At 73.0% G+C, this 21,415-nt stretch carries 25 protein-coding genes; 19 read left to right on the forward strand and 6 right to left on the reverse strand.

From position 1 onward, the window contains the following. Positions 1 to 22: 22 nt before the first annotated feature. The 3 genes from ybaK to OHA91_RS27480 are packed head-to-tail and all read right to left on the reverse strand — an operon-like array spanning position 23 to position 2,907. On the reverse strand, positions 23 to 517 hold the full coding sequence (gene ybaK, locus OHA91_RS27470; RefSeq protein WP_031149405.1) for a Cys-tRNA(Pro) deacylase: 495 nt from the start codon (positions 515 to 517) through the stop codon (positions 23 to 25). A gap of 19 nt (positions 518 to 536) precedes the next feature. Beyond that, positions 537 to 1,274: an LON peptidase substrate-binding domain-containing protein gene (locus OHA91_RS27475; RefSeq protein ID WP_031149402.1), complete on the reverse strand. Its 738-nt coding sequence runs from the start codon at positions 1,272 to 1,274 to the stop codon at positions 537 to 539. Positions 1,275 to 1,308: 34 nt separating this feature from the next. After that, positions 1,309 to 2,907: a hypothetical protein gene (locus OHA91_RS27480; RefSeq protein ID WP_031149400.1), complete on the reverse strand. Its 1,599-nt coding sequence runs from the start codon at positions 2,905 to 2,907 to the stop codon at positions 1,309 to 1,311. A 125-nt stretch (positions 2,908 to 3,032) separates the two neighbouring features. On the opposite strand from OHA91_RS27480, the gene hisD reads away from it, so the two are divergent. Genes hisD through hisF form a run of 8 tightly spaced genes read left to right on the forward strand, consistent with a single transcriptional unit; the run spans position 3,033 to position 8,743 of the window. After that, positions 3,033 to 4,355 (forward strand): histidinol dehydrogenase, encoded by a 1,323-nt coding sequence (gene hisD, locus OHA91_RS27485; RefSeq protein ID WP_031149399.1) that lies wholly within the window; start codon positions 3,033 to 3,035, stop codon positions 4,353 to 4,355. Next, entirely contained in the window at positions 4,334 to 5,461 is a 1,128-nt protein-coding gene (locus OHA91_RS27490; protein ID WP_031149397.1) for a histidinol-phosphate transaminase, read from the forward strand. Before hisD ends, OHA91_RS27490 begins: the two co-directional genes overlap by 22 nt. Beyond that, a complete protein-coding gene (gene hisB, locus OHA91_RS27495; protein WP_328740208.1) occupies positions 5,458 to 6,051 on the forward strand; it encodes an imidazoleglycerol-phosphate dehydratase HisB in 594 nt (197 codons plus the stop codon). Before OHA91_RS27490 ends, hisB begins: the two co-directional genes overlap by 4 nt. Positions 6,052 to 6,053: 2 nt before the next feature. Next, positions 6,054 to 6,221, forward strand: coding sequence for a hypothetical protein (locus OHA91_RS27500; RefSeq protein ID WP_030855494.1), 168 nt, complete (start codon positions 6,054 to 6,056; stop codon positions 6,219 to 6,221). After that, positions 6,218 to 6,868, forward strand: coding sequence for an imidazole glycerol phosphate synthase subunit HisH (gene hisH / locus OHA91_RS27505; protein ID WP_030964994.1), 651 nt, complete (start codon positions 6,218 to 6,220; stop codon positions 6,866 to 6,868). Before OHA91_RS27500 ends, hisH begins: the two co-directional genes overlap by 4 nt. Then, positions 6,868 to 7,596, forward strand: coding sequence for a bifunctional 1-(5-phosphoribosyl)-5-((5-phosphoribosylamino)methylideneamino)imidazole-4-carboxamide isomerase/phosphoribosylanthranilate isomerase PriA (gene priA / locus OHA91_RS27510; protein ID WP_266502074.1), 729 nt, complete (start codon positions 6,868 to 6,870; stop codon positions 7,594 to 7,596). The genes hisH and priA overlap by 1 nt, the downstream gene beginning before the upstream one ends. Next, positions 7,593 to 7,991, forward strand: a complete 399-nt coding sequence (locus OHA91_RS27515) for a RidA family protein (protein WP_031149393.1) — start codon at positions 7,593 to 7,595, stop codon at positions 7,989 to 7,991. Before priA ends, OHA91_RS27515 begins: the two co-directional genes overlap by 4 nt. Next, positions 7,988 to 8,743: an imidazole glycerol phosphate synthase subunit HisF gene (gene hisF, locus OHA91_RS27520; RefSeq protein ID WP_031149391.1), complete on the forward strand. Its 756-nt coding sequence runs from the start codon at positions 7,988 to 7,990 to the stop codon at positions 8,741 to 8,743. The genes OHA91_RS27515 and hisF overlap by 4 nt, the downstream gene beginning before the upstream one ends. A gap of 436 nt (positions 8,744 to 9,179) precedes the next feature. Here hisF and OHA91_RS27525 read toward each other — a convergent pair whose 3' ends face one another. Continuing rightward, the gene (locus OHA91_RS27525; protein ID WP_031149390.1) at positions 9,180 to 9,812 is read right to left on the reverse strand and encodes a TIGR03085 family metal-binding protein; all 633 of its coding nucleotides are present in this window, start codon (positions 9,810 to 9,812) and stop codon (positions 9,180 to 9,182) included. Positions 9,813 to 9,903: 91 nt separating this feature from the next. Between OHA91_RS27525 and hisI the strand changes: the two genes are divergently transcribed. From hisI to lgt, 11 genes are all read left to right on the forward strand, one after another. Further along, positions 9,904 to 10,272: a phosphoribosyl-AMP cyclohydrolase gene (hisI, locus tag OHA91_RS27530; RefSeq protein WP_031149387.1), complete on the forward strand. Its 369-nt coding sequence runs from the start codon at positions 9,904 to 9,906 to the stop codon at positions 10,270 to 10,272. A gap of 17 nt (positions 10,273 to 10,289) precedes the next feature. Next, the gene (locus OHA91_RS27535) at positions 10,290 to 11,780 is read left to right on the forward strand and encodes an anthranilate synthase component I (RefSeq protein WP_266502079.1); all 1,491 of its coding nucleotides are present in this window, start codon (positions 10,290 to 10,292) and stop codon (positions 11,778 to 11,780) included. A gap of 14 nt (positions 11,781 to 11,794) precedes the next feature. Next, complete coding sequence (locus OHA91_RS27540; protein ID WP_031149383.1) at positions 11,795 to 12,469, forward strand: TIGR02234 family membrane protein; 675 nt, start codon at positions 11,795 to 11,797, stop codon at positions 12,467 to 12,469. Positions 12,470 to 12,592: 123 nt separating this feature from the next. Beyond that, positions 12,593 to 12,844, forward strand: coding sequence for an HGxxPAAW family protein (locus tag OHA91_RS27545; protein ID WP_031149381.1), 252 nt, complete (start codon positions 12,593 to 12,595; stop codon positions 12,842 to 12,844). 68 nt (positions 12,845 to 12,912) lie between these two features. Further along, positions 12,913 to 13,413: a DUF2752 domain-containing protein gene (locus tag OHA91_RS27550; protein WP_107064677.1), complete on the forward strand. Its 501-nt coding sequence runs from the start codon at positions 12,913 to 12,915 to the stop codon at positions 13,411 to 13,413. 172 nt (positions 13,414 to 13,585) lie between these two features. Then, positions 13,586 to 14,395, forward strand: coding sequence for an indole-3-glycerol phosphate synthase TrpC (gene trpC, locus OHA91_RS27555; RefSeq protein WP_030032547.1), 810 nt, complete (start codon positions 13,586 to 13,588; stop codon positions 14,393 to 14,395). A 77-nt stretch (positions 14,396 to 14,472) separates the two neighbouring features. Further along, positions 14,473 to 14,628 carry a tryptophan biosynthesis modulator TrpM gene (trpM, locus tag OHA91_RS27560; RefSeq protein ID WP_381620827.1) on the forward strand — a complete coding sequence of 52 codons (156 nt, stop codon included), beginning with the start codon at positions 14,473 to 14,475 and terminating at the stop codon, positions 14,626 to 14,628. Positions 14,629 to 14,833: 205 nt separating this feature from the next. Then, on the forward strand, positions 14,834 to 16,084 hold the full coding sequence (gene trpB / locus OHA91_RS27565) for a tryptophan synthase subunit beta (RefSeq protein ID WP_328740209.1): 1,251 nt from the start codon (positions 14,834 to 14,836) through the stop codon (positions 16,082 to 16,084). Beyond that, a complete protein-coding gene (trpA, locus tag OHA91_RS27570) occupies positions 16,081 to 16,896 on the forward strand; it encodes a tryptophan synthase subunit alpha (protein WP_031149375.1) in 816 nt (271 codons plus the stop codon). The genes trpB and trpA overlap by 4 nt, the downstream gene beginning before the upstream one ends. 95 nt (positions 16,897 to 16,991) lie before the next feature. Further along, complete coding sequence (locus OHA91_RS27575) at positions 16,992 to 17,975, forward strand: DsbA family protein (RefSeq protein WP_266502087.1); 984 nt, start codon at positions 16,992 to 16,994, stop codon at positions 17,973 to 17,975. 88 nt (positions 17,976 to 18,063) lie between these two features. Next, the gene (lgt, locus tag OHA91_RS27580; RefSeq protein WP_078959209.1) at positions 18,064 to 19,089 is read left to right on the forward strand and encodes a prolipoprotein diacylglyceryl transferase; all 1,026 of its coding nucleotides are present in this window, start codon (positions 18,064 to 18,066) and stop codon (positions 19,087 to 19,089) included. 166 nt (positions 19,090 to 19,255) lie between these two features. On the opposite strand, the gene OHA91_RS27585 is transcribed toward lgt, so the two are convergent. Together OHA91_RS27585 and OHA91_RS27590 are read right to left on the reverse strand one after the other, a co-directional pair. Beyond that, positions 19,256 to 20,071 carry an HpcH/HpaI aldolase/citrate lyase family protein gene (locus OHA91_RS27585; protein ID WP_328740210.1) on the reverse strand — a complete coding sequence of 272 codons (816 nt, stop codon included), beginning with the start codon at positions 20,069 to 20,071 and terminating at the stop codon, positions 19,256 to 19,258. Then, entirely contained in the window at positions 20,068 to 21,318 is a 1,251-nt protein-coding gene (locus OHA91_RS27590; protein ID WP_408059190.1) for a CaiB/BaiF CoA transferase family protein, read from the reverse strand. Before OHA91_RS27590 ends, OHA91_RS27585 begins: the two co-directional genes overlap by 4 nt. Positions 21,319 to 21,415: the final 97 nt, after the last annotated feature.

The raw sequence follows: 21,415 nt of genomic DNA on the forward strand, positions 1-21,415 counted from the left end.
CCCCGGGGGCGGCGGGCCGAGGCTAGGCCCGGGCGATCGGGGCCAGGACGGCTCCGGTGAGGGCGGCCAGGTCCGACGGGGAGAGTTCGATCTCCAGGCCGCGGCGGCCCGCCGAGCAGCAGATCGTGGGGTGCGCCGTCGCGGACTCGTCGATCACCGTGCGCAGCCGCTTGCGCTGCCCCAGCGGGGAGATGCCGCCGCGGACGTAGCCCGTGGTGCGTTCCGCGAGCGCCGGGTCCGCCATCGCCGCCCGCTTGCCGCCCACCGCCGCCGCCAGCGCCTTCAGGTCCAGCGACCCCGACACCGGGACCACCGCCACCGTCAGGACGCCGTCCACGTCCGCCACCAGGGTCTTGAAGACCTGCGTCGGCGAGACGCCCATGGCCTCGGCCGCCTCCTCGCCGTACGAGGGATGCGCCGGGTCGTGCTCGTACGCGTGGGTGGTGAAGGCGACCCCGGCCGCCGTCAGGGCCACGATCGCCGGAGTGCCGGCCGCCTGCTTGGTCTTCTTCGCCATCGGTCCCCCGTCGGTCGGGTCAGTTGGGGCTCGTCGGAGCGCGGGTCAGCTCCACCGCCGGCAGCGACGGCAGGTGCCGGATCACGGCCGTCTCCGTGCGCAGCAGTTTCAGTTCCTCCGCCAGCCGCGTCGCCGTGTCCGGGGCCTGGAGCAGCCGCTGCTTCGACGGGATGTCCAGCACCGCCGCCGCGGCCACCAGGTACGACACCACCGACGGCTCGTCGGGGAGCTCCGCGCCCGTCAGGGACCGCTCGCGGGCCCCGGCCAGCCGCTTCTGGTAGTTGCGGAAGGCCCGCAGCACGCCCTCCGCGAGGACCCCGGCGCCGTCGCCCGCGTCCTCCGGGAGCTCCTCCAGCTCCGCCGTCAGGAAGGGGCCCGAGGAGTCGACCGACAGCAGGCGGACCCGCGTCGTACCGGTCGCCAAGACCTCGAAGCTGCCGTCCTCCCGCTCCCGGATCGTCGCCGCCTCCGCCACGCAGCCCACCCGGTGGAACGCCTGGATCGGGTCCGCGCCGAAGCCCGCGGCCGGGCCCCGCTCGGGCAGGGACGTCGGGTCCGGCAGGCCGGGCGCGGTCGGGGCGACCTCCCGGCCGTCGCGGATCGCGACGACCGCGAAACGGCGCGGCTCGTCCTCGCCCGACTTCAGCAGCTCGCGCATCATGGCGCGATAACGCTCCTCGAAGACGTTCAGCGGGAGGACGAGTCCCGGGAACAGCACCGAGTTCAGCGGGAAGAGGGGCAGGCGAACGGTGGTCACGACGCACAGCGTAATCGTCCGCGGACGCGCCCCGTCACCCCCGCCGCAGCAGCCGGGAGGCCCCCGCCGCCACCGTCGTGGCCAGGATCCAGCCCATGATGACGAGGCCCGCCGCCCCCCACTGCCAGCCGCCCGCCAGTTTCCACTGCCCCTGCTGGCCGAGGTCGATCACCGGGAGCAGCAGGTCCAGCGCGTACAGGGGGGCGCTCCACTGCGGATGCTCGTCCTGCTTGATCGCCGGCGGGTCGAGCTGGGAGAAGAGCAGCGCCCCGGCCGCCCAGAGCACGGCCATCCACAGCGCGGCCCGGCCCGGCCGGTACCCGTAGACCACCGTCCAGTCCTGCAGGTACCCCCACGCCTTCGGGCCCGGCGGCAGCGTGGCCCGGCGCCGCCGCTGCTTGGCCAGCAGCACCTCGCGCGCCTCCGCGTCCTCGCCGCTGGCCCGCAGCACGGCCGCCAGCCGCTCGTACGGGCCCGGCGAGTACTCGGGGGTGGCCGCCTCCAGCCAGGCCAGCCGGCGGGAGAGGGGGAAGTGGCCGCGGGGCGCGAGGTTCTCGTACTCGAACCCCTCGATGGACACCCCGCCCGGGCCCGGCCAGCTCGTGGAGGTGTCGACGAGCTTGACCACCTTGGCCCCGGACACCACCACCCGCCCGCGCTCCGGCCCCTCCCCGACGAAGCGGAACTCCGGGGTCTGGATCCGGCGCAGGGATATCTCCTGCTCGTCCGTGAGCAGGAACCGCGCCCCGTAGAAGTCGATGGCGTCCCCGAACCGGCCGTCGTCCAGCCTCAGCCCGCCCCGGCACTCGAACGGCTGCGCCCGCTGCCCCCGCGTCGGCGTCTGCCCCAGCCCGTACGGGGGAGTGGAGGAGCCCGAGTCGCCGCGGCCGTAGCCCATGGCGATCGAGGTCAGGTACAGGGTCCGCTCCACGGTCAGCTGCGGGGCGTTCAGGGCGTGCCGCCCGGACGGATTGCGCAGCCGGGCCCCGCGCAGGTTCATCGACACGCCGACCTTCGCGCCGCGCAGGCTCACCTCCCCGTACGTCTCCAGCAGCTCGCCCTGGAAGTCCTGCGCGACCGACATCCCGTCGGCGGCGATCGCCCGCCCCTTGTTGTCCCGCTGCACCACCGCCTGGCTCACCAGCAGGTCGGTGCCGATCTGCGCGTCGGTCAGCCGGATCCCGCGCGCCACCCGGCAGCGCGGCAGGTGCAGATCGCCCTCGGTGTGCAGCCGGGACGCCTCCAGCCGCGGGATCGCGCAGTTGACCAGGCGCAACGTGCCGAAGCGGGCCTCGGACAGCTGGATCTCGCTGTCGAAGCGGCACGACTGGAGCTCCACGTACGGAGCAACCGTGCCACCGGAAAGATCCAGCCGCCCGGTGATCCGTACGCCCCGCAGCTTGAGGGACGCCACCCGGCCCGGCACCGGCGGCGGCCCGTGGAGCAGCAGCAGCGCCACCACCGCGGCGCGGACACTGCGCCCGGCACCCCAGACGTGGTCGGCGTGCGGATCGTCCCGGTCGGCGGCGCGGGCACTGAGATCGCAGACGCTGCCCGTGCGGAAGGCGTCCCACATCCGGCGCTCGGAAGCGCTGAGATCCGCCGGTTCCCCGTCCGGGCTCGCCTCGGTCACCGCGGTCCCCCTCCGCCGTCATGTACGTGTAGGCGAACGCTAACGGGCGCCCGTGACGTCCGGGACGTGTATCAGCCAGTGATACGGGCGGACGGTGGCGCGAGGCGGTCTGAGAGAATTGGGAGGTGATCTCTCGTATCGACCTGCGCGGTGACGCCCTCCCCGAGGGCGGCGCCCTGCGCGACCTGCTGCCCCGTGCCGAGTTCGACGTAGAAGCTGCCCTGGAGAAGGTGCGGCCCATCTGCGAGGACGTCCATCATCGCGGCACGGCGGCGCTGATCGAGTACGCGCAGAAGTTCGACGGGGTGACGCTGGAGCAGGTCAGGGTGCCTGCCGAGGCCCTCAAGACCGCCCTCGACGAGCTCGACCCGGCCGTCCGCGCAGCCCTCGAGGAGTCGATCCGGCGCGCCCGGATCGTGCACCGCGAACAGCGCCGCACCGAGCACACCACCCAGGTGGTCCCCGGCGGCACCGTGACCGAGAAGTGGGTTCCCGTGGAGCGCGTGGGGCTGTACGCCCCGGGCGGCCGCTCGGTGTACCCGTCCTCCGTCGTCATGAACGTGGTGCCGGCCCAGGAGGCGGGCGTCGAATCGATCGCGCTCGCGTCCCCGCCGCAGAAGGAGTTCGGCGGCCTGCCGCACCCGACGATCCTCGCCGCCTGCGCCCTGCTCGGCGTGGACGAGGTGTACGCGGTCGGCGGAGCCCAGGCTGTCGCGATGTTCGCGTACGGCACCGAGGACTGCCTTCCCGCCAACATGGTCACCGGCCCCGGCAACATCTGGGTCGCCGCCGCCAAGCGCTACTTCACCGGCCGCATCGGCATCGACACCGAGGCCGGCCCGACCGAGATCGCCGTCCTCGCCGACTCCACGGCCGACCCGGTGCACGTCGCCGCCGACCTGATCAGCCAGGCCGAGCACGACCCGCTGGCGGCGGCCGTCCTCGTCACGGACTCCGCCGAGCTCGCGGACGCCGTCGAGAAGGAGCTGGAGCCGCAGGTCGCCGCGACCAAGCACGTCGAGGACCGGATCAAGCCCGCCCTCGCCGGCAAGCAGTCCGCGATCGTCCTCGTCGACAGCCTGGAGGACGGCCTCAAGGTCGTCGACGCCTACGGCGCAGAGCACCTGGAGATCCAGACCGCCGACGCCGCCGACTGGGCCGCCCGCGTCCGCAACGCCGGCGCGATCTTCGTCGGCCCGTGGGCCCCGGTCTCCCTGGGCGACTACTGCGCCGGCTCCAACCACGTGCTGCCCACCGGCGGCTGCGCCTGCCACTCCTCGGGCCTGTCCGTGCAGTCCTTCCTGCGCGGCATCCACATCGTCGACTACACCCGCGACGCCCTCGCCGAGGTCACCCACCACGTGGTCACCCTGGCCGAGGCCGAGGACCTGCCCGCCCACGGCGCCGCCCTCAAGGCACGCTTCGGATGGAAGGTCCCCAACCAGTGAGCATCGGAATCGACGACCTCCCCATCCGGGACGAACTGCGCGGCAAGAGCCCGTACGGCGCCCCGCAGCTCGACGTGCCCGTCCAGCTGAACACCAACGAGAACCCCTACGAGCTGCCCCCGGAGCTCGTCGCGCGCATCGCCGAGCGCGTCGCCGACGCCGCCCGCACCCTCAACCGCTACCCGGACCGGGACGCGGTCGAGCTGCGCACCGAACTTGCCGCCTACCTCACCCGTACCGGCAAGCACCCGGTCGCGCGGGAGAACGTATGGGCCGCCAACGGCTCCAACGAGGTCATCCAGCAGCTGCTGCAGACCTTCGGCGGGCCCGGCCGCACCGCGATCGGCTTCGAGCCCTCCTACTCCATGCACGCGCTGATCTCCCGCGGCACCGGCACGGGGTGGATCTCCGGCCCGCGCCGCGAGGACTTCACCATCGACGTGGAGGCGGCGCAGCAGGCGATCGCCCGACACGCCCCCGACGTCGTCTTCATCACCTCGCCCAACAACCCCACGGGCACCGCCGTCGAGGCGGAGACCGTCCTGGCCCTCTACGAGGCGGCCCAGGCCGCCAAGCCCTCCCTCGTCATCGTCGACGAGGCCTACGTGGAGTTCAGCCACCGGGACTCACTGCTGCCCCTCATCGAGGGCCGCCCCAACATGGTGGTCTCCCGGACCATGTCCAAGGCCTTCGGCGCTGCCGGCCTGCGCCTGGGCTACCTGGCCGCACACCCCGCCGTCGTCGACGCCGTGCAGCTGGTGCGCCTGCCGTACCACCTGTCCGCCGTCACCCAGGCGACCGCCCTGGCCGCCCTGGAGCACACCGACACCCTGCTCGGCTACGTCGAGCAGCTCAAGTCCGAGCGGGACCGCCTCGTCACCGAACTGCGGGCCATCGGCTACGAGGTCACCGAGTCCGACGCGAACTTCATCCAGTTCGGGAAGTTCGAGGACTCGCACACCGCCTGGCAGAAGATCCTCGACCACGGGGTCCTGGTCCGGGACAACGGCGTACCCGGCCGGCTGCGGGTCACCGCCGGCACCCCGGCAGAGAACGACGCGTTCCTGGAAGCGGTTCGCGCACTGAAGAAGGAGCAGCACGCATGAGCCGCATCGGACGGGTCGAACGGACCACCAAGGAGACCTCCGTCGTCGTCGAGATAAACCTCGACGGAACCGGCCAGGTCGACGTCTCGACGGGTGTGGGCTTCTACGACCACATGCTCGACCAGCTCGGCCGCCACGGCCTCTTCGACCTCACCGTCAAGACCGAAGGCGACCTGCACATCGACTCCCACCACACCATCGAGGACACCGCCCTCGCGCTCGGCGCCGCCTTCAGGCAGGCCCTCGGCGACAAGGTGGGCATCTACCGCTTCGGCAACTGCACCGTGCCGCTCGACGAGTCCCTCGCCCAGGTCACCGTCGACCTGTCCGGCCGCCCCTACCTCGTGCACACCGAGCCCGAGAACATGGCGCCGATGATCGGCTCCTACGACACGACGATGACCCGGCACATCTTCGAGTCCTTCGTCGCGCAGGCCCAGATCGCGCTGCACATCCACGTCCCGTACGGCCGCAACGCCCACCACATCGTGGAGTGCCAGTTCAAGGCCCTCGCCCGCGCGCTGCGCTACGCCGCCGAGTTCGACCCGCGCGCCGCAGGCATCCTGCCCTCCACGAAGGGCGCCCTCTAGCAGTGAACGGGCTGAACACCATCCTGATCGTCCTCGGCCTGTTCCTGGCCGGGGGCGTCTACTCCTTCCAGAAGCAGCAGATGCCCAAGTCGGTCATCATCCTGCTCGCCCTCGCCTCCGCGATGTGTCTGGCAGCCGGAGTCCTGCGAATCCAAGGAATCTGGGAATGAGCACAGCACGCCCCACCAAGAAGGTCGTCGTCTTCGACTACGGCTTCGGCAACGTCCGCTCCGCCGAACGCGCCCTCGCGCGCGTCGGCGCGGACGTCGAGATCACCCGCGACTACGACAAGGCCATGGACGCCGACGGACTCCTCGTCCCCGGCGTCGGCGCCTTCTCCGCATGCATGCAGGGCCTCAAGGACGTCCGCGGCGACTGGATCATCGGCCGCCGCCTCTCCGGCGGCCGCCCGGTCATGGGCATCTGCGTCGGCATGCAGATCCTCTTCGAGCGCGGCATCGAGCACGGCGTGGAGACTTCAGGCCTCGACGAGTGGCCCGGCACCGTCGGCCCGCTCAAGGCCCCGATCGTCCCCCACATGGGCTGGAACACCGTCGAGGCCCCGGCCGACAGCCAGGCCTTCGCCGGCCTGGACGCCGACGCCCGGTTCTACTTCGTGCACTCCTACGCGGCGCGCGACTGGTCCCTCGAGGTCACCAACCCGCTGATCCGCGCACCCAAGGTCACCTGGGCCACCCACGGCGAACGCTTCGTCGCGGCGGTGGAGAACGGGGCCCTGTGGGCCACCCAGTTCCACCCCGAGAAGTCCGGCGACGCCGGCGCCCAGCTCCTCACCAACTGGATCGAGACCCTCTGATGCCGAACACGCTCGAACTCCTTCCCGCGGTCGACGTCCGCGACGGCCAGGCCGTCCGCCTCGTCCACGGCGTCTCCGGCAGCGAGACCTCCTACGGCTCCCCGCTGCAGGCGGCCCTCGCCTGGCAGGCCGCCGGCGCCGAGTGGCTCCACCTGGTCGACCTGGACGCCGCCTTCGGCACCGGCGACAACCGCGCCCTGGTCGCCGAGATCACCCGCGCCATGGACATCAAGGTCGAGCTGTCCGGCGGCATCCGCGACGACGCCTCGCTCGCCGCGGCCCTCGCCACCGGCTGCACCCGCGTCAACCTCGGCACCGCCGCCCTGGAGACCCCCGAGTGGGCCGCCAAGGCCATCGCCGAGCACGGCGACAAGATCGCCATCGGCCTCGACGTACGCGGCACCACCCTCAAGGGCCGCGGCTGGACCAGCGAGGGCGGCGACCTCTACGAGACCCTCGCCCGCCTCGACTCCGAGGGCTGCGCCCGGTACGTCGTCACCGACATCGGCAAGGACGGCACGCTCACCGGCCCCAACCTGGAGCTGCTGAAGAACGTCTGCGCCGCCACCGACCGGCCCGTCGTCGCCTCCGGCGGCGTCTCCTCCCTGGACGACCTGCGGGCCCTGTCCGAGCTGGTGCCGCTGGGCGTCGAGGGCGCGATCGTCGGCAAGGCCCTGTACGCCAAGGCCTTCACCCTGGAAGAAGCCCTGAAGGTGGTCTCCGCATGAGCAGCTCCCCCGACACCGGCGCCGTACGCCGCATCTCCTCCGGCGGCCCCTACGAGGACGTCATCGCGTACTCCCGCGCCGTGCAGCTGCCGAACGGCCTCGTGCTGGTCTCCGGCTGCACCGCGGCCGACGCGGGCGGCCCGTACGACCAGACCATCGCCGCCTTCGGCGTCGCCTTCAAGGCCCTCGCCCAGGCCGGCCTCGGCCCCGAGGACGTCGTCCGCACCCGCATGTACCTGACGCACGCCCGCGACGTGGACGACGCGGGCCGCGCCCACAAGGAACTCTTCGACGCGGTCCGCCCGGCCGCGACGATGCTCATCGTCTCCGGCTTCGTCGACCCGTCGATGGTCGTCGAGGTGGAGGTCGAGGCGTACAAGGCGGTGCCCGCATGAGCCTCGCCGTACGCGTGATCCCCTGCCTGGACGTGGACAACGGCCGCGTCGTCAAGGGCGTCAACTTCCAGAACCTGCGCGACGCGGGCGACCCGGTGGAGATGGCCAAGCTGTACGACGCCGAAGGCGCCGACGAGCTGACCTTCCTCGACATCACCGCGTCCTCCGGGAACCGCGAGACCACCTATGACGTGGTGCGCCGCACGGCCGAGCAGGTCTTCATCCCGCTGACCGTGGGCGGCGGCGTCCGCACGGCCGACGACGTCGACAAGCTGCTGCGCGCGGGAGCGGACAAGGTGGGCGTGAACACGGCCGCCATCGCCCGCCCCGAGCTGATCCAGGAGATCGCGGAGCGGTTCGGCCGGCAGGTCCTCGTCCTGTCGGTCGACGCCCGCCGCACCGAGTCCGGCACCTTCGAGGTCACCACGCACGGCGGCCGCCGGGGCACCGGCCTCGACGCCGTCGAGTGGGCCCACCGGGCCGCGGAGCTGGGCGCCGGGGAGATCCTGCTGAACTCGATGGACGCCGACGGCACGAAGGACGGCTACGACACGGAGATGATCGCGGCGGTCCGCAAGCACGTCACCGTGCCGGTGATCGCCTCGGGCGGCGCGGGCCGCCTCGCGGACTTCGCCCCGGCGATCGAGGCGGGCGCGGACGCGGTGCTCGCGGCGTCGGTCTTCCACTTCGGCGACCTGCGCATCTCCGAGGTCAAAACGGCCCTCCGCGAAGCGGGCCACCCCGTCCGCTAGTCCGTCCCTCGGGTGCGGCCCGGTGGCCGCGCCTCAAGCCCCGGCGGGGCTGGGGTGGTGTCCCCCGGGCGGGGCCGCCGGGGGGTGTCTCCTCGGCTCGGCGCGTGCGGCCATGTCGCGGCCGTACGGGGTGGTCGCGCGCTCGTCCTGCGGGGACACCCCCCACCGTCCCCACACCCCCACCCCGGCGGTGTCCGCCCGCCTGCTTCCCGGGGGCCGTGGGGCGGGGACACTGCGGGGGCTCCCCGCAGGACGAGCGCGCGACCCAGCCCGTACGGCCGCGACACACCCGCACGCGCCGAGCCGAGGAGAGCCCCCGGAGGGGCAGCGCCCCACCCGAAGCCACCGCCGCGCAATCCCAGCCCCGCCGGCGCTTGAGGCGCGGCCACCGGCCCGCACCCGGGAAACAACGGCACCCGCCCGGCCAGGGCAACGGCTAGAGGCCCAGCTCCGCCACCGTCAGCTTCGCGACGGCCTCCTTCTCGCCGTCCAGCGTCACCGCGGCCGACGCCTGCCGGCCGAAGCAGAACAGCGTCAGTTCCCCCGGCTCGCCCGTCACCGTCACCACCGGCGCACCCTTGTGCGCCACCGCCGTCTGCCCGTTCGGACGCCTCAGCACCAGGCCCACCGGCGAGCGCCGCCCCGTCAGCCGGGCCATCCTCTCCAGGCGGGACCACAGCGCGTCCGAGAACACCCGGTCCAGCTCCCGCGGGGACCAGTCCGGCTGGGCCCGGCGGACGTCCTCCGCGTGGACGTAGAACTCCACCGCGTTCGCCGCCTCGTCGATCTGCTTCAGCGCGTACAGCGACATCCGCGGCGGCCCGGTCCGGATCAGCTGGATGAGCTCCTCGTACGGCTTGGCCGTGTACTCGGCCATCGCCGCGTCCAGCCGCCCCTTCAGCACGTTCAGCACCAGGCCGCCCGCCGCGTCCGGCCGCCGCTCCCGCACCACCACGTGCGCGGCCAGGTCGCGGCACCTCCAGCCGGTGCACAGCGTGGGGGCCTCCGGACCGGCCGCCTCCAACAAGTCCGCCAGCAGCAGGCGTTCACGCTTCGCATGGGTAGACATGCGGGCCAGCCTACGGCCGGAACGTGCCGTGCGCCCGCCCATCAGACGGACATGGATCACCACCCCCATCCGGGCCCGGCACAATGGCTCCATGAGTACGACCCCCCGCCCCGGCAACCTCGACCCCGCCATCGCCGCGCGCCTCAAGCGCTCCGCCGACGGCCTGGTACCGGCCATCGCCCAGCAGTACGACACCGGTGAGGTGCTCATGCTCGGGTGGATGGACGACGAGGCCCTGCACCGCACCCTGACCACCGGCCGCTGCACGTACTGGTCCCGCAGCCGCCAGGAGTACTGGGTGAAGGGGGATACGTCCGGCCACTTCCAGCACGTCAAGTCCGTCGCCCTCGACTGCGACGCCGACACCGTGCTCGTCCAGGTCGACCAGGTCGGAGCCGCCTGCCACACCGGATCCCGCACCTGTTTCGACGACGACGTCCTCCTCCGCGCAGCCGACTAGGTAGGGGTCCCCACGCAATGGATCTTGAGACGTTCCGCAAGCTCGCGGCCGACCGCCGCGTCATCCCCGTGAGCCGCAAGCTGCTCGCCGACGGGGACACGCCCGTCGGGCTCTACCGCAAGCTGGCCGCCGAACGCCCCGGCACCTTCCTCCTGGAGTCCGCGGAGAACGGCCGGTCCTGGTCCCGGTACTCCTTCGTCGGGGTCCGCAGCGACGCCACCCTGACCGTCCGGGACGGCCGCGCGCACTGGATCGGCACCCCGCCCGTGGGCGTACCCACCGACGGCGACCCCCTCGACGCCCTGCGCGCGACCGTCGAGGCCCTGCACACCCCCCGCGACCTCGCGGGCGGCATGCCCCCCTTCACCGGCGGCATGGTCGGCTACCTCGGCTACGACATCGTGCGCCGCCTGGAGCGCATCGGCGAGCACGGCAGCGACGACCTGGAGCTGCCCGAGCTGACGATGCTGCTCACCTCCGACCTCGCGGTGCTGGACCACTGGGACGGCACCGTCCAGCTCATCGCCAACGCCATCAACCACAACGACCTCGACTCCGGGGTCGACGAGGCCCACGCGGACGCCGTGGCCCGCCTCGACGCCATGGAGGCGGACCTGGCGAGGCCCGCGCCCTACGTCCCGGCCCCGCTGCCCGCCTCCGAGCTGCCCGAGTTCTCCGCCCTGTGGGGCGGCGAGAAGTACCAGGCGGCCGTCGAGGACATCAAGGAGCGCATCCGGGCCGGCGAGGCCTTCCAGGTGGTGCCCTCGCAGCGGTTCGAGACCTCCTGCAAGGCCTCCGCGCTGGACGTCTACCGGGTGCTGCGCGCCACCAACCCGTCCCCTTACATGTACCTCTTCCGCTTCGAGAACGGCTTCGACGTGGTCGGCTCCAGCCCCGAGGCGCTGGTCAAGGTCGAGGACGGGCGGGCCATGGTCCACCCCATCGCCGGCACCCGCCACCGGGGCGCGACCCCGCAGGAGGACAACGACCTCGCCGAGGAGCTGCTGGCCGACCCCAAGGAGCGCGCCGAGCACCTGATGCTCGTCGACCTGGGCCGCAACGACCTCGGCCGGGTCTGCGAGCCGGGATCGGTCGAGGTCGTCGACTTCATGTCGATCGAGCGCTACTCCCACGTCATGCACATCGTCTCCACCGTGACGGGGCGCGTGGCCGAGGGGAAGACCGCCTTCGACGTGCTCACCGCCTGCTTCCCGGCCGGCACCCTCTCCGGGGCGCCCAAGCCGCGCGCCATGCAGATCATCGAGGAGCTGGAGCCCTCCCGCCGCGGCCTCTACGGCGGCTGCGTGGGCTACCTGGACTTCGCCGGCGACTCCGACACCGCCATCGCCATCCGTACGGCGCTGCTGCGCGACGGCACGGCGTACGTGCAGGCCGGAGCCGGTGTCGTCGCCGACTCGGTGCCCGAGCTGGAGGACAACGAGTGCCGCAACAAGGCCGCCGCCGTGCTGCGCGCGGTGGCAGCGGCGAACCGCCTGAGCGGCTCCTGAGGGCGTAGGGGATAGTGGGGTACGTGAGTGCCGTGCCCCCGCCCCGATCCGATGCCTCCGCCGAGCCCGAGGCCCCCGACAGCCGCAGCAGCCGCCGCAGCGTGGCCGCGGCGCTGCTGCTCGGCGCGCTCGGCGCCACCGTCGTCCTGCTCGCCTCCGGCCGGGTCTGGGCCCGGGGCACGGCCGCCATCGGCAGCGATTCGCTCCAGCTCAGCGCCGACGGGCGGGCCGTGACCGGGCTCCCGGCGGCCCTGGCCATCGTCGGCCTGGCCGCGCTGGTCGCCGTCTTCGCCGTACGCGGCAAGGGACGGCTGCTGGTGTCGGGCCTGCTGGCGCTCAGCGGCCTCGGCGCGGCGCTGTCCGCCCTCTTCGGCTCCGACGGCCGCAGCGCCCTGGACGCGCAGGCCGCCCGTACGACCGCGGACAGCGCGGCGCACGTGGCCGGCCTGACCCAGACCACGTGGCCGTACGTCACGGCCGCCGGGGCGGTCCTGATCCTGGCCGCCGGACTGCTGGCGCTGCGCTTCGGCCGCGGCTGGCCCTCGATGGGCGGCCGCTACGAGCGTGACGGCAGCCCCCGTCCGCGGGCCGTCGCGGCGGTGGATCCGGACCGGCCTGAAGATCTGTGGAAGGCTCTGGACCGCGGCGAGGACCCGACCACGGGTCCGAGCGGCGACCGGACCCGCTGACCCGGCCCCTGAGCCGACCCCCCTGGACGGCGAAGCCGCCCGGTGCGGGACAATGTCACCGAGCGTCCGGCACAGACCGCACGTTCGACAAAGCAGCGCGACAGAGCAAACGAGGAGCAACTCATGGCGGGCACTAGCCACGGACACACCCCGGCCGCCTGGACCGGTGTCATCATCGCCTTCATCGGTTTCTGCATCTCCGGCGCCTTCATGGTGCTCGCCAACCCCCTCGGGTTCTGGGCCGGGATGGTCGTCGTCGTGCTCGGCGGTGTCGTCGGCCTGGCGATGAGGGCCGCGGGCATGGGCGCGCCGAAGGCCGCCCACAAGGACCTCGCCGACGTCATCGCCGCGAACAAGGTCCCTGCCAAGGCCTGAGCGCGCCACCTGCGCCGGTCCTGGAAGAGAGCCGAAAGGCGCGGCCCCGCCGGGCTGCGCCTTTTGTCGTGAGCGGAGAGAATCAGCAGGTGGACGCCTCCAGCACCCCCGACGCCGTGCCCGGTCCGCAGACCGGGCCGGCCGCACCCGCGGTGCCCGCGGAGCGGGCGTCCCGGGCCAGGCGGCTCGCCGCCCCGGCGCTCTACCTGGCCGCGGCCGGCGCGGCGTTCGCGTACGTGGGCGCCGTGGACCCCAACGAGCCGGGCCACTACCCGGTCTGCCCGCTGCTGCGGCTGACGGGCGTCCTGTGCCCGGGCTGCGGCGGGCTGCGCAGCGCGCACGCGTTCGCGCACGGGGATCTGGCCGCTGCTTTCGGGTCGAATGCCCTCGCGGTCGTCGGCTACTTCGTCTTCGCGGGTTTCATGGCCCTGTGGCTGGTTCGCGCCTTCCGCGGCGGGCCGGCGCCGAGGATCGTCCTGCGTCCCGCCCACTCGTGGGCGGTGGGCGCGGTGGTACTGGTTTTCGCCGTTGTCCGAAATCTCTCTTTCGGGTCGGCACTGGCACCCTGAGGCCCGTGCGCAGCCGGGATGAAGGGCGTATTCCGAATGTCCAGTTACTGGGACGCCGTCAACCGAGTGCGGAGGGCGACGCCTCCGCCGGATACCATTTGATAGCCGACCTTGCAGTGGTACGTGTCTGCAGGGCGGCCGACCGTCATCGACCCGGAAGGGGGCCGCTCGCGTGAGTGTGCTCGACGAGATCATCGAAGGGGTCCGCGAAGACCTTGCCGAACGGCAGGCCCGCGTGAGCCTCGACGAGCTCAAGGAGCGTGCCGCCAAGGCGCCCCAGGCCAAGGACGGCGTCGCGGCCCTGCGCGGCGACGGCGTCAAGGTGATCTGCGAGGTCAAGCGCTCCAGCCCCTCCAAGGGCGCGCTGGCCGCGATCGCGGATCCGGCCGGGCTCGCCGCGGACTACGAGGCGGGCGGTGCGGCGGTCATCTCCGTCCTCACCGAGCAGCGCCGGTTCGGCGGCTCGCTGGCAGACCTGGAGGCCGTCCGCGCCCGCGTGGACATCCCGATCCTGCGCAAGGACTTCATCGTCACGGCGTACCAGCTGTGGGAGGCCCGCGCCTACGGCGCCGACCTCGCGCTGCTGATCGTCGCGGCCCTGGAGCAGGAGGCCCTCGTCTCCCTCATCGAGCGGGCCGAGTCCATCGGCCTCACCCCGCTCGTCGAGGTCCACGACGAGGAGGAGGTGGAGCGAGCGGTGGCCGCCGGCGCCAAGATCATCGGTGTCAACGCCCGCAACCTCAAGGACCTCAAGGTCGACCGTTCCACCTTCGAGCGCGTCGTCGGCGAGATCCCGCCCCACATCGTCAAGGTCGCCGAGTCCGGCATCCGCGGACCGCACGACCTGATCGCCTACGCGAACGAGGGCGCCGACGCCGTCCTCGTCGGGGAGTCCCTGGTCACCGGCCGCGACCCTAAGGCGGCCGTGGCCGACCTCGTCGCCGCCGGGGCCCACCCGGCCCTGCGCCACGGACGGAGCTGACCCGTCCCGTGACCCCTGACCGTCCCTCCGTCCGCACGCAGTCCGCGCCGCCGGCACCTCGCCGCGGTGCCGGCGGCGTGCCGACGGCGTACGCGCCCCTGGCGCGCGGCTGCCGCCCCCGCGGCTGCCGTGCCCCGGCCCGGCGCGTCCACGGGCGGCGGGTCCGGTACGTGATCGGCTCCGAGCCCGGCCAGGTCAACGGCATGCGATGGCGCCGCGGAGACGCGCCGTAACGAGGGCCGCCGCGGCCCGGTACGCGAAGGCGTACCGCGTCGCCAGGCGGTCCCGTACGGCCTGCTTCCCGGGCCGACCGGCTCCGGGAGCGGGCCGCTCCGCACCGTGACCACGACATCCCCCAGCGGGGTGTGCGCGGCACGGGCGGGCGGCGCAATACGGTGAAACCACCCGCCGCATCTCGCACCCGTAGGAGCACTGGACATGTCCAGCGAGTTCTTCATCCCGGACCCGGAGGGTCACGTTCCCAACGCCGAGGGCTACTTCGGCGACTTCGGCGGCAAGTTCATCCCGGAGGCGCTCGTCGCCGCCGTGGACGAGGTCGCCGTCGAGTACGAGAAGGCCAAGGGCGACCCGTCCTTCGCGGCCGAGCTCAACGACCTCATGGTCAACTACACCGGCCGCCCCAGCGCCCTCACCGAGGTGCCGCGCTTCGCCGAGCACGCCGGCGGCGCGCGGATCTTCCTCAAGCGCGAGGACCTCAACCACACCGGCTCGCACAAGATCAACAACGTGCTGGGCCAGGCGCTGCTCACCAAGCGCATGGGCAAGACCCGCGTGATCGCCGAGACCGGCGCCGGCCAGCACGGCGTGGCCACCGCCACCGCCTGCGCCCTCTTCGGCCTCGAATGCGTCATCTACATGGGCGAGATCGACACCCAGCGCCAGGCGCTGAACGTCGCCCGCATGCGCATGCTGGGCGCCGAGGTCATCGCGGTGAAGTCCGGCTCGCGGACCCTGAAGGACGCCATCAACGAGGCGTTCCGCGACTGGGTCGCCAACGTGGACCGCACCCACTACCTCTTCGGCACGGTCGCCGGCCCGCACCCCTTCCCGGCGATGGTCCGCGACTTCCACCGGGTCATCGGCGTCGAGGCCCGCCGCCAGATCCTGGAGCGCGCCGGCCGGCTGCCCGACGTCGTCGCGGCCTGCGTCGGCGGCGGCTCCAACGCCATCGGCCTCTTCCACGCCTTCATCCCGGACGCCGGCGTCCGCCTGGTCGGCTTCGAACCCGCCGGGCACGGCGTCGAGACCGGCGAGCACGCGGCCACCCTCACCGCGGGCGAGCCCGGCATCCTGCACGGCTCCCGCTCCTACGTCCTGCAGGACGAGGAGGGCCAGATCACCGAGCCGTACTCCATCTCGGCCGGCCTGGACTACCCGGGCATCGGCCCGGAGCACTCCTACCTCAAGGACGCCGGCCGCGGCGAGTACCGCGCGGTCACCGACGACGCCGCGATGCAGGCCCTGCGCCTGCTCTCCCGTACGGAGGGCATCATCCCGGCGATCGAGTCGGCGCACGCCCTCGCGGGCGCCCTGGACCTGGGCAGGGAGCTGGGCAAGGACGGCCTGCTGGTCGTCAACCTGTCCGGCCGCGGCGACAAGGACATGGACACGGCGGCCCGCTACTTCGGGCTGTACGACGGCGGGACGGCCGAGGGGGAGTCGAAGTGAGCAACGGCAACATCCAGCTGCTGAGCGACACGCTCGCCAAGGCGAAGTCCGAGGACCGCGCCGCGCTCGTCGCCTACCTGCCGGCGGGCTTCCCGACCGTCGACGGCGCCATCGACGCGGTCAAGGCCGTCGTCGCGGGCGGCGCGGACGTCGTCGAGATCGGCCTCCCGCACAGCGACCCGGTCCTCGACGGCGCCATCATCCAGACCGCCGACGACATCGCCCTGCGCGGCGGGGTCAAGATCGCCGACGTGCTCCGCACCGTGCGCGAGGCCCACGAGGCGACCGGCGCGCCGATCCTGGTGATGACGTACTGGAACCCGATCGACCGCTACGGCGTCGAGCGGTTCACGGCCGAGCTGGCGGCGGCGGGCGGCGCCGGCTGCATCCTGCCCGACCTGCCGGTCCAGGAGTCCGCGCTGTGGCGCGAGCACGCCGAGAAGCACGGTCTGGCGACCGTCTTCGTCGTGGCGCCGAGCAGCAAGGACGCGCGCCTGGCCACCATCACGGCGGCCGGCTCCGGCTTCGTCTACGCCGCCTCGCTGATGGGCGTCACCGGCACCCGCGAATCGGTCGGAAACCAGGCGCAGGACCTGGTGCGGCGCACCCGCGCCACCACCGAGCTCCCGGTCTGCGTCGGCCTCGGCGTCTCCAACGCCGTCCAGGCCAAGGAGGTGGCCGGCTTCGCCGACGGGGTGATCGTCGGTTCGGCCTTCGTGAAGCTGCTGCTGGACGCGCCGGACCTGCCGGCCGGGCTGGACGCCGTACGGGCGCTGGCGGGCGAGCTTGCGGCAGGCGTACGCAGGAGCTGAGACAAAACGGACGTCTGATCGGGTTCTGTAGTCCGATCGGGTGGAATGGCGAGCAGGGAGGCACGCGAGTGCCTCCCTGCTTCGTTTGGCGGAGCGTGAGCGACAAGAACGACGGTGCCAACCGCGATGCGACGAAACGATCGGCCCGGGAGCGACTCCTAGCGGAGCGCGAGCGGCAGAAGACCCGGGACAAGCGCCGGCGGACCCTCATCGTGGCGGCGGCGGTGGTCGGCGTCCTGGCCCTGGCGACCGTCGTGGGCGTGATCGCGGCCAACGCCGGCAAGGACACCAGCGCCAAGGGCGGCCCGGTCGTCGCCCCCAGCGGCGCCACCGGCAAGGACGCTCTCGCCATCCAGACGGGCAAGCCCGAGGCGAAGGCCACCCTCACCGTGTGGGAGGACTTCCGCTGCCCGGCCTGCAAGTCCTTCGAGGACAACTACCGGGACACCATCCACGAGCTGGAAGCCAAGGGCCTGCTCAAGGTGGACTACCACCTGGTCACGCTCATCGACGGGAACATGGGCGGCAGCGGCTCCCTGAAGGGGGCGAACGCGGCGGCCTGCGCCCAGGACGCCGGCAAGTTCTCCGAGTACCACGACGTCCTCTTCCAGAACCAGCCGCAGGAGGTCGACGACGCCTACGGCAAGAACGCCAAGCTGCTGGAGCTGGCGGGCAAGGTGGACGGGCTGGTCACCCCCGAGTTCAAGGCGTGCGTCGAGGAGGGTACGCACAACAGCTGGGTGGCCAAGTCGCACGAGGCCTTCGCCGCCGGGAACTTCCGCGGCACGCCGACCGTGCTGCTCGACGGCAAGGACATCTTCTCCGACCAGGCCAACCCGCTGACCCCGCAGAAGCTGAAGGAGAAGGTGGAAGCGGGCGCCAAGGGCTCCGGCGGGGCCGGTGCGAAGGGTTCCGAGAAGGACACCGGCAAGGAATCGGGCAAGGACGCCGGGAAGGGCGAGGCGAAGGCCTCACCGTCGGCGTCGAGGACGGCGTCGAAGAATTCCGCGAACGGTTCCGGAAACGGGGTCGGAAACGGCACCGGAAACGGCACCGGGAACGGGTCCTCGGGGGACTGACTTCCGCCGATCCATGTCTGGATTTGGTTTCGACCCTGCCGGGCGGGTTGCGGTACGCACCGCCCGGCAGGGTAGCGTCAGGTCTGCCATGGACATTGCTTACATCCCCAGTCCGTCGACCGGCGTGATCCATCTCGGACCGATCCCGCTCCGCGGCTACGCGTTCTGCATCATCATCGGCGTCTTCGTCGCCGTCTGGCTCGGCAACAAGCGCTGGATCGCGCGCGGCGGAAAGCCGGGCACGGTCGCGGACATCGCCGTGTGGGCGGTGCCGTTCGGGCTGGTCGGCGGTCGCCTCTACCACGTGATCACCGACTACCAGCTCTACTTCGGCGAGGGCCGCAACTGGGTCGACGCCTTCAAGATCTGGGAGGGCGGCCTCGGCATCTGGGGCGCGATCGCGCTGGGCGCGGTCGGCGCCTGGATCGGCTGCCGGCTGCGCGGCATCCCACTGCCGGCCTGGGCCGACGCCCTGGCCCCCGGCATCGCACTGGCCCAGGCCTGCGGTCGCTGGGGCAACTGGTTCAACCAGGAGCTCTACGGCCGGGCCACCGACCTGCCCTGGGCGGTGGAGATCAGCGCCGGCCCGAACCGGGACGCCGGGACCTACCACCCGACCTTCCTGTACGAGTCGCTGTGGTGCATCGGCGTCGCCTTCCTGGTGATCTGGGCCGACCGCCGATTCAAGCTCGGCCACGGGCGGGCCTTCGCCCTGTACGTCGCCGCGTACTGCGTCGGCCGCGGCTGGATCGAGTACATGCGCGTCGACGAGGCGCACCACATCCTGGGCGTGCGGCTGAACGTCTGGACCTCGATCGTCGTCTTCGTGCTCGCGGTGGTCTACTTCGTCCTCTCGGCGAAGCTGCGGCCGGGCCGCGAGGAGGTCGTCGAGCCGGATGCCTCCGGCGGTGAGGGCGGCAAGGACGCCAAGGACGGCAAGGCTGCCGTCGAGGCCAAGGACAACGGCAAGGACAAGGCCGAGGCCAAGGCAGAGGTGGAGGCGGCCGACGCCGGTCCGAAGGACTCCGCGCCGGCCCTCGCCCGAGGCGCCGTCAAGGCCGACCTGCGCAAGCCGGGCGTGGACGCCGAGGCCACGGAGGCCGACAAGTCCTGACCTCACAGAGGTCGAGAAGGGGGGTGCCGCGCACGACGCGGCACCCCCCTTCTCGTGTCCCCACGCGGCACCGGCCGTGCGGCCGCCGGGTCCGTGGTGCGTGCGCCGGGCAGGCCGGGCCGCGCCCAGCCGGTGTCCGCGCGGCGAGCGCAAGGGCGGCGGGGTTTCAGTGGACCGGGATCCGCGCGGCCAGCGCAAGGGTGCGGTGCGCCGACGCCACGACGGCCGGATCCACGAACCGGCCGTCGGGCAGCGCCAGCGCGCCCGGTGCGGCCCGCGCCGCGCTGAGCACCTCCACCGCGGCGCTGACCTCCTCGGGCGCCGGGAGGTAGGCCCGTTCGATCACCGGGAGCTGGCGCGGGTGGATCGCCGCCCGGCCGAGGAAGCCGAGTGACCGGCCGCGGGCGCAGGAGACCGCCAGCGCCTCCAGGTCCCGGATGTCGGGGAAGACCGACTGCGACGGGGGCGCCAGCCCGGCCGCGCGAGCCGCGACCACCACCCGGGAGCGGCACCAGTCCAGGCCCTCCTCGGCGCTGGCCGCCAGGTCCGCCCGCAGGTCCGCCTCGCCGAGGGAGAGCCCGCGCAGGGCCGGGTGCGCGCGGGCGATCTCGTACGCGCGCTCCACGCCCAGCGCCGACTCCAGCAGGGCGTACAGGCTCACCCCGCCCGTGCGGTCGGCGGCCGCGGCGACCTGTTCCGGTGCGCAGATCTTGGGCAGCCGCAGCCCCGCGAGCCCGCGCAGCCCGGCGAGCGCGGCGAGGTCGGCGCCGCCCCAGGGGGAGTCGAGGGCGTTGACCCGGACGTGGACGGGGACCGGCGGCCGCTCGGCGAGCAGCTCGACGGTGGCGGCGCGGGCGTACTCCTTGCGGGAGACCGCCACCGCGTCCTCCAGGTCGACGATGACGGCGTCCGCCCCGCAGCGCAGCGCCTTGCCGACCACCGCCGGGCGGTCGCCCGGTGCGTACAGCCAGGTCAGGATCACAGAGCCCCCTCGGTGCGCAGCGCGGCGATCTCGGCGCCGGACAGTCCGAGCTCGGCCAGCACCTCGGTCGTGTCCGCGCCGTGCGGGCGGCCCGCCCAGCGGATCCCGCCGGGGGTCTCGGACAGCCGGAAGAGGATGTTCTGCATCCGCAGGGGCCCCAGTTCCGGGTCCTCGACCTCGGTCACCGTGTCGAGGGCCGCGAACTGCGGATCGGCCATCACGTCGCGGACGTCGTAGACGATCGCGACGGCCGCCTCGGCCTCCTCGAAGGCGCACACGACCTCCTCCGCCTTGTGGCGGGCGATCCAGCCGCCGACCGCGTCGTCGAGGACGCCGGCGTGCCGGGCCCGCCCGGCACCGGTGGCGAACCAGGGTTCGGCGATCAGCTCCGGCCGGCCGACCAGCCGCATCACCCGCTCGGCGATGGACTGGGCGGAGGCGGAGACCGCAAGCCAGCGGCCGTCGGCGCTGCGGTAGGTGTTGCGGGGGGCGTTGTTGGCGGAGCGGTTGCCCGTACGCGGCTGGACGTAGTCCAGCTGGTCGTACCAGAGCGGCTGCGGGCCGAGCACGGTGAGGATCGGCTCGATGATCGCGAGGTCCACGACCTGCCCGTGCCCGGTGCGGTCCCGTCCGGCGAGCGCCGTCATCACGGCGTACGCGCAGGTCAGCGCGGCGATCGAGTCGGCGAGCCCGAAGGGCGGCAGGGTCGGCGGGCCGTCCGGTTCCCCGGTGACCGCGGCGAAGCCGCTCATGGCCTCGGCGAGGGTGCCGAAGCCGGGGCGGTGGGCGTACGGTCCCTGCTGGCCGAAGGCCGTGACGCGGGCCAGGATCAGGCGCGGGTTGGCGGCGGACAGCTCGGGCCAGCCCAGGCCCCACTTCTCCAGGGTGCCGGGGCGGAAGTTCTCGACGATCACGTCGGCGGTGGCGGCGAGCCGCAGCAGGGTGTCCCGGCCGCCGGGGGCGGACAGGTCGAGGGTCATGGTCCGCTTGTTCCGGCCGAGCAGCTTCCACCACAGGCCGATGCCGTCCTTGGCGGGGCCGTGGCCGCGGGAGGGGTCGGGGACGGTCGGGTGCTCGATCTTGACGACGTCGGCGCCGAAGTCCCCGAGCAGGGTCGCGGTCAGGGGCCCGGCGAAGAGGGTCGCGATGTCGAGCACCCGCAGCCCGCGCAGGGGCCCTTGCCCTGGCCGGGCGGGGACGGATGACGGCCGGGCCCGCGGGCGGGGGTCGGCGGGGCCGGCCGACACACCGGACCCGCGGGCGGGCCTCTGCCCCTGCCCCTGCCGGGCGGGGGCGGGGGGTGGTCCGGTTTCCGGGGTGCCTGCCGGCACGCCGGTCGCGGCG

The sequence above is a fragment of the Streptomyces erythrochromogenes genome (assembly GCF_036170895.1).
GTDB classification, from domain to species: Bacteria; Actinomycetota; Actinomycetes; order Streptomycetales; family Streptomycetaceae; genus Streptomyces; species Streptomyces erythrochromogenes.

What these genes read in the sequence shown, in the direction of transcription:
- ybaK (WP_031149405.1), bottom strand. Translation starts at nt 517, where the DNA reads ATGGCGAAGAAGACCAAGCAGGCGGCCGGCACTCCGGCGATCGTGGCC.
- OHA91_RS27490 (WP_031149397.1), top strand. Translation starts at nt 4,334, where the DNA reads ATGGAAGGTCCCCAACCAGTGAGCATCGGAATCGACGACCTCCCCATC.
- hisB (WP_328740208.1), top strand. Translation starts at nt 5,458, where the DNA reads ATGAGCCGCATCGGACGGGTCGAACGGACCACCAAGGAGACCTCCGTC.
- hisH (WP_030964994.1), top strand. Translation starts at nt 6,218, where the DNA reads ATGAGCACAGCACGCCCCACCAAGAAGGTCGTCGTCTTCGACTACGGC.
- priA (WP_266502074.1), top strand. Translation starts at nt 6,868, where the DNA reads ATGCCGAACACGCTCGAACTCCTTCCCGCGGTCGACGTCCGCGACGGC.
- OHA91_RS27515 (WP_031149393.1), top strand. Translation starts at nt 7,593, where the DNA reads ATGAGCAGCTCCCCCGACACCGGCGCCGTACGCCGCATCTCCTCCGGC.
- hisF (WP_031149391.1), top strand. Translation starts at nt 7,988, where the DNA reads ATGAGCCTCGCCGTACGCGTGATCCCCTGCCTGGACGTGGACAACGGC.
- OHA91_RS27525 (WP_031149390.1), bottom strand. Translation starts at nt 9,812, where the DNA reads ATGTCTACCCATGCGAAGCGTGAACGCCTGCTGCTGGCGGACTTGTTG.
- hisI (WP_031149387.1), top strand. Translation starts at nt 9,904, where the DNA reads ATGAGTACGACCCCCCGCCCCGGCAACCTCGACCCCGCCATCGCCGCG.
- OHA91_RS27535 (WP_266502079.1), top strand. Translation starts at nt 10,290, where the DNA reads ATGGATCTTGAGACGTTCCGCAAGCTCGCGGCCGACCGCCGCGTCATC.
- OHA91_RS27545 (WP_031149381.1), top strand. Translation starts at nt 12,593, where the DNA reads ATGGCGGGCACTAGCCACGGACACACCCCGGCCGCCTGGACCGGTGTC.
- trpB (WP_328740209.1), top strand. Translation starts at nt 14,834, where the DNA reads ATGTCCAGCGAGTTCTTCATCCCGGACCCGGAGGGTCACGTTCCCAAC.
- lgt (WP_078959209.1), top strand. Translation starts at nt 18,064, where the DNA reads ATGGACATTGCTTACATCCCCAGTCCGTCGACCGGCGTGATCCATCTC.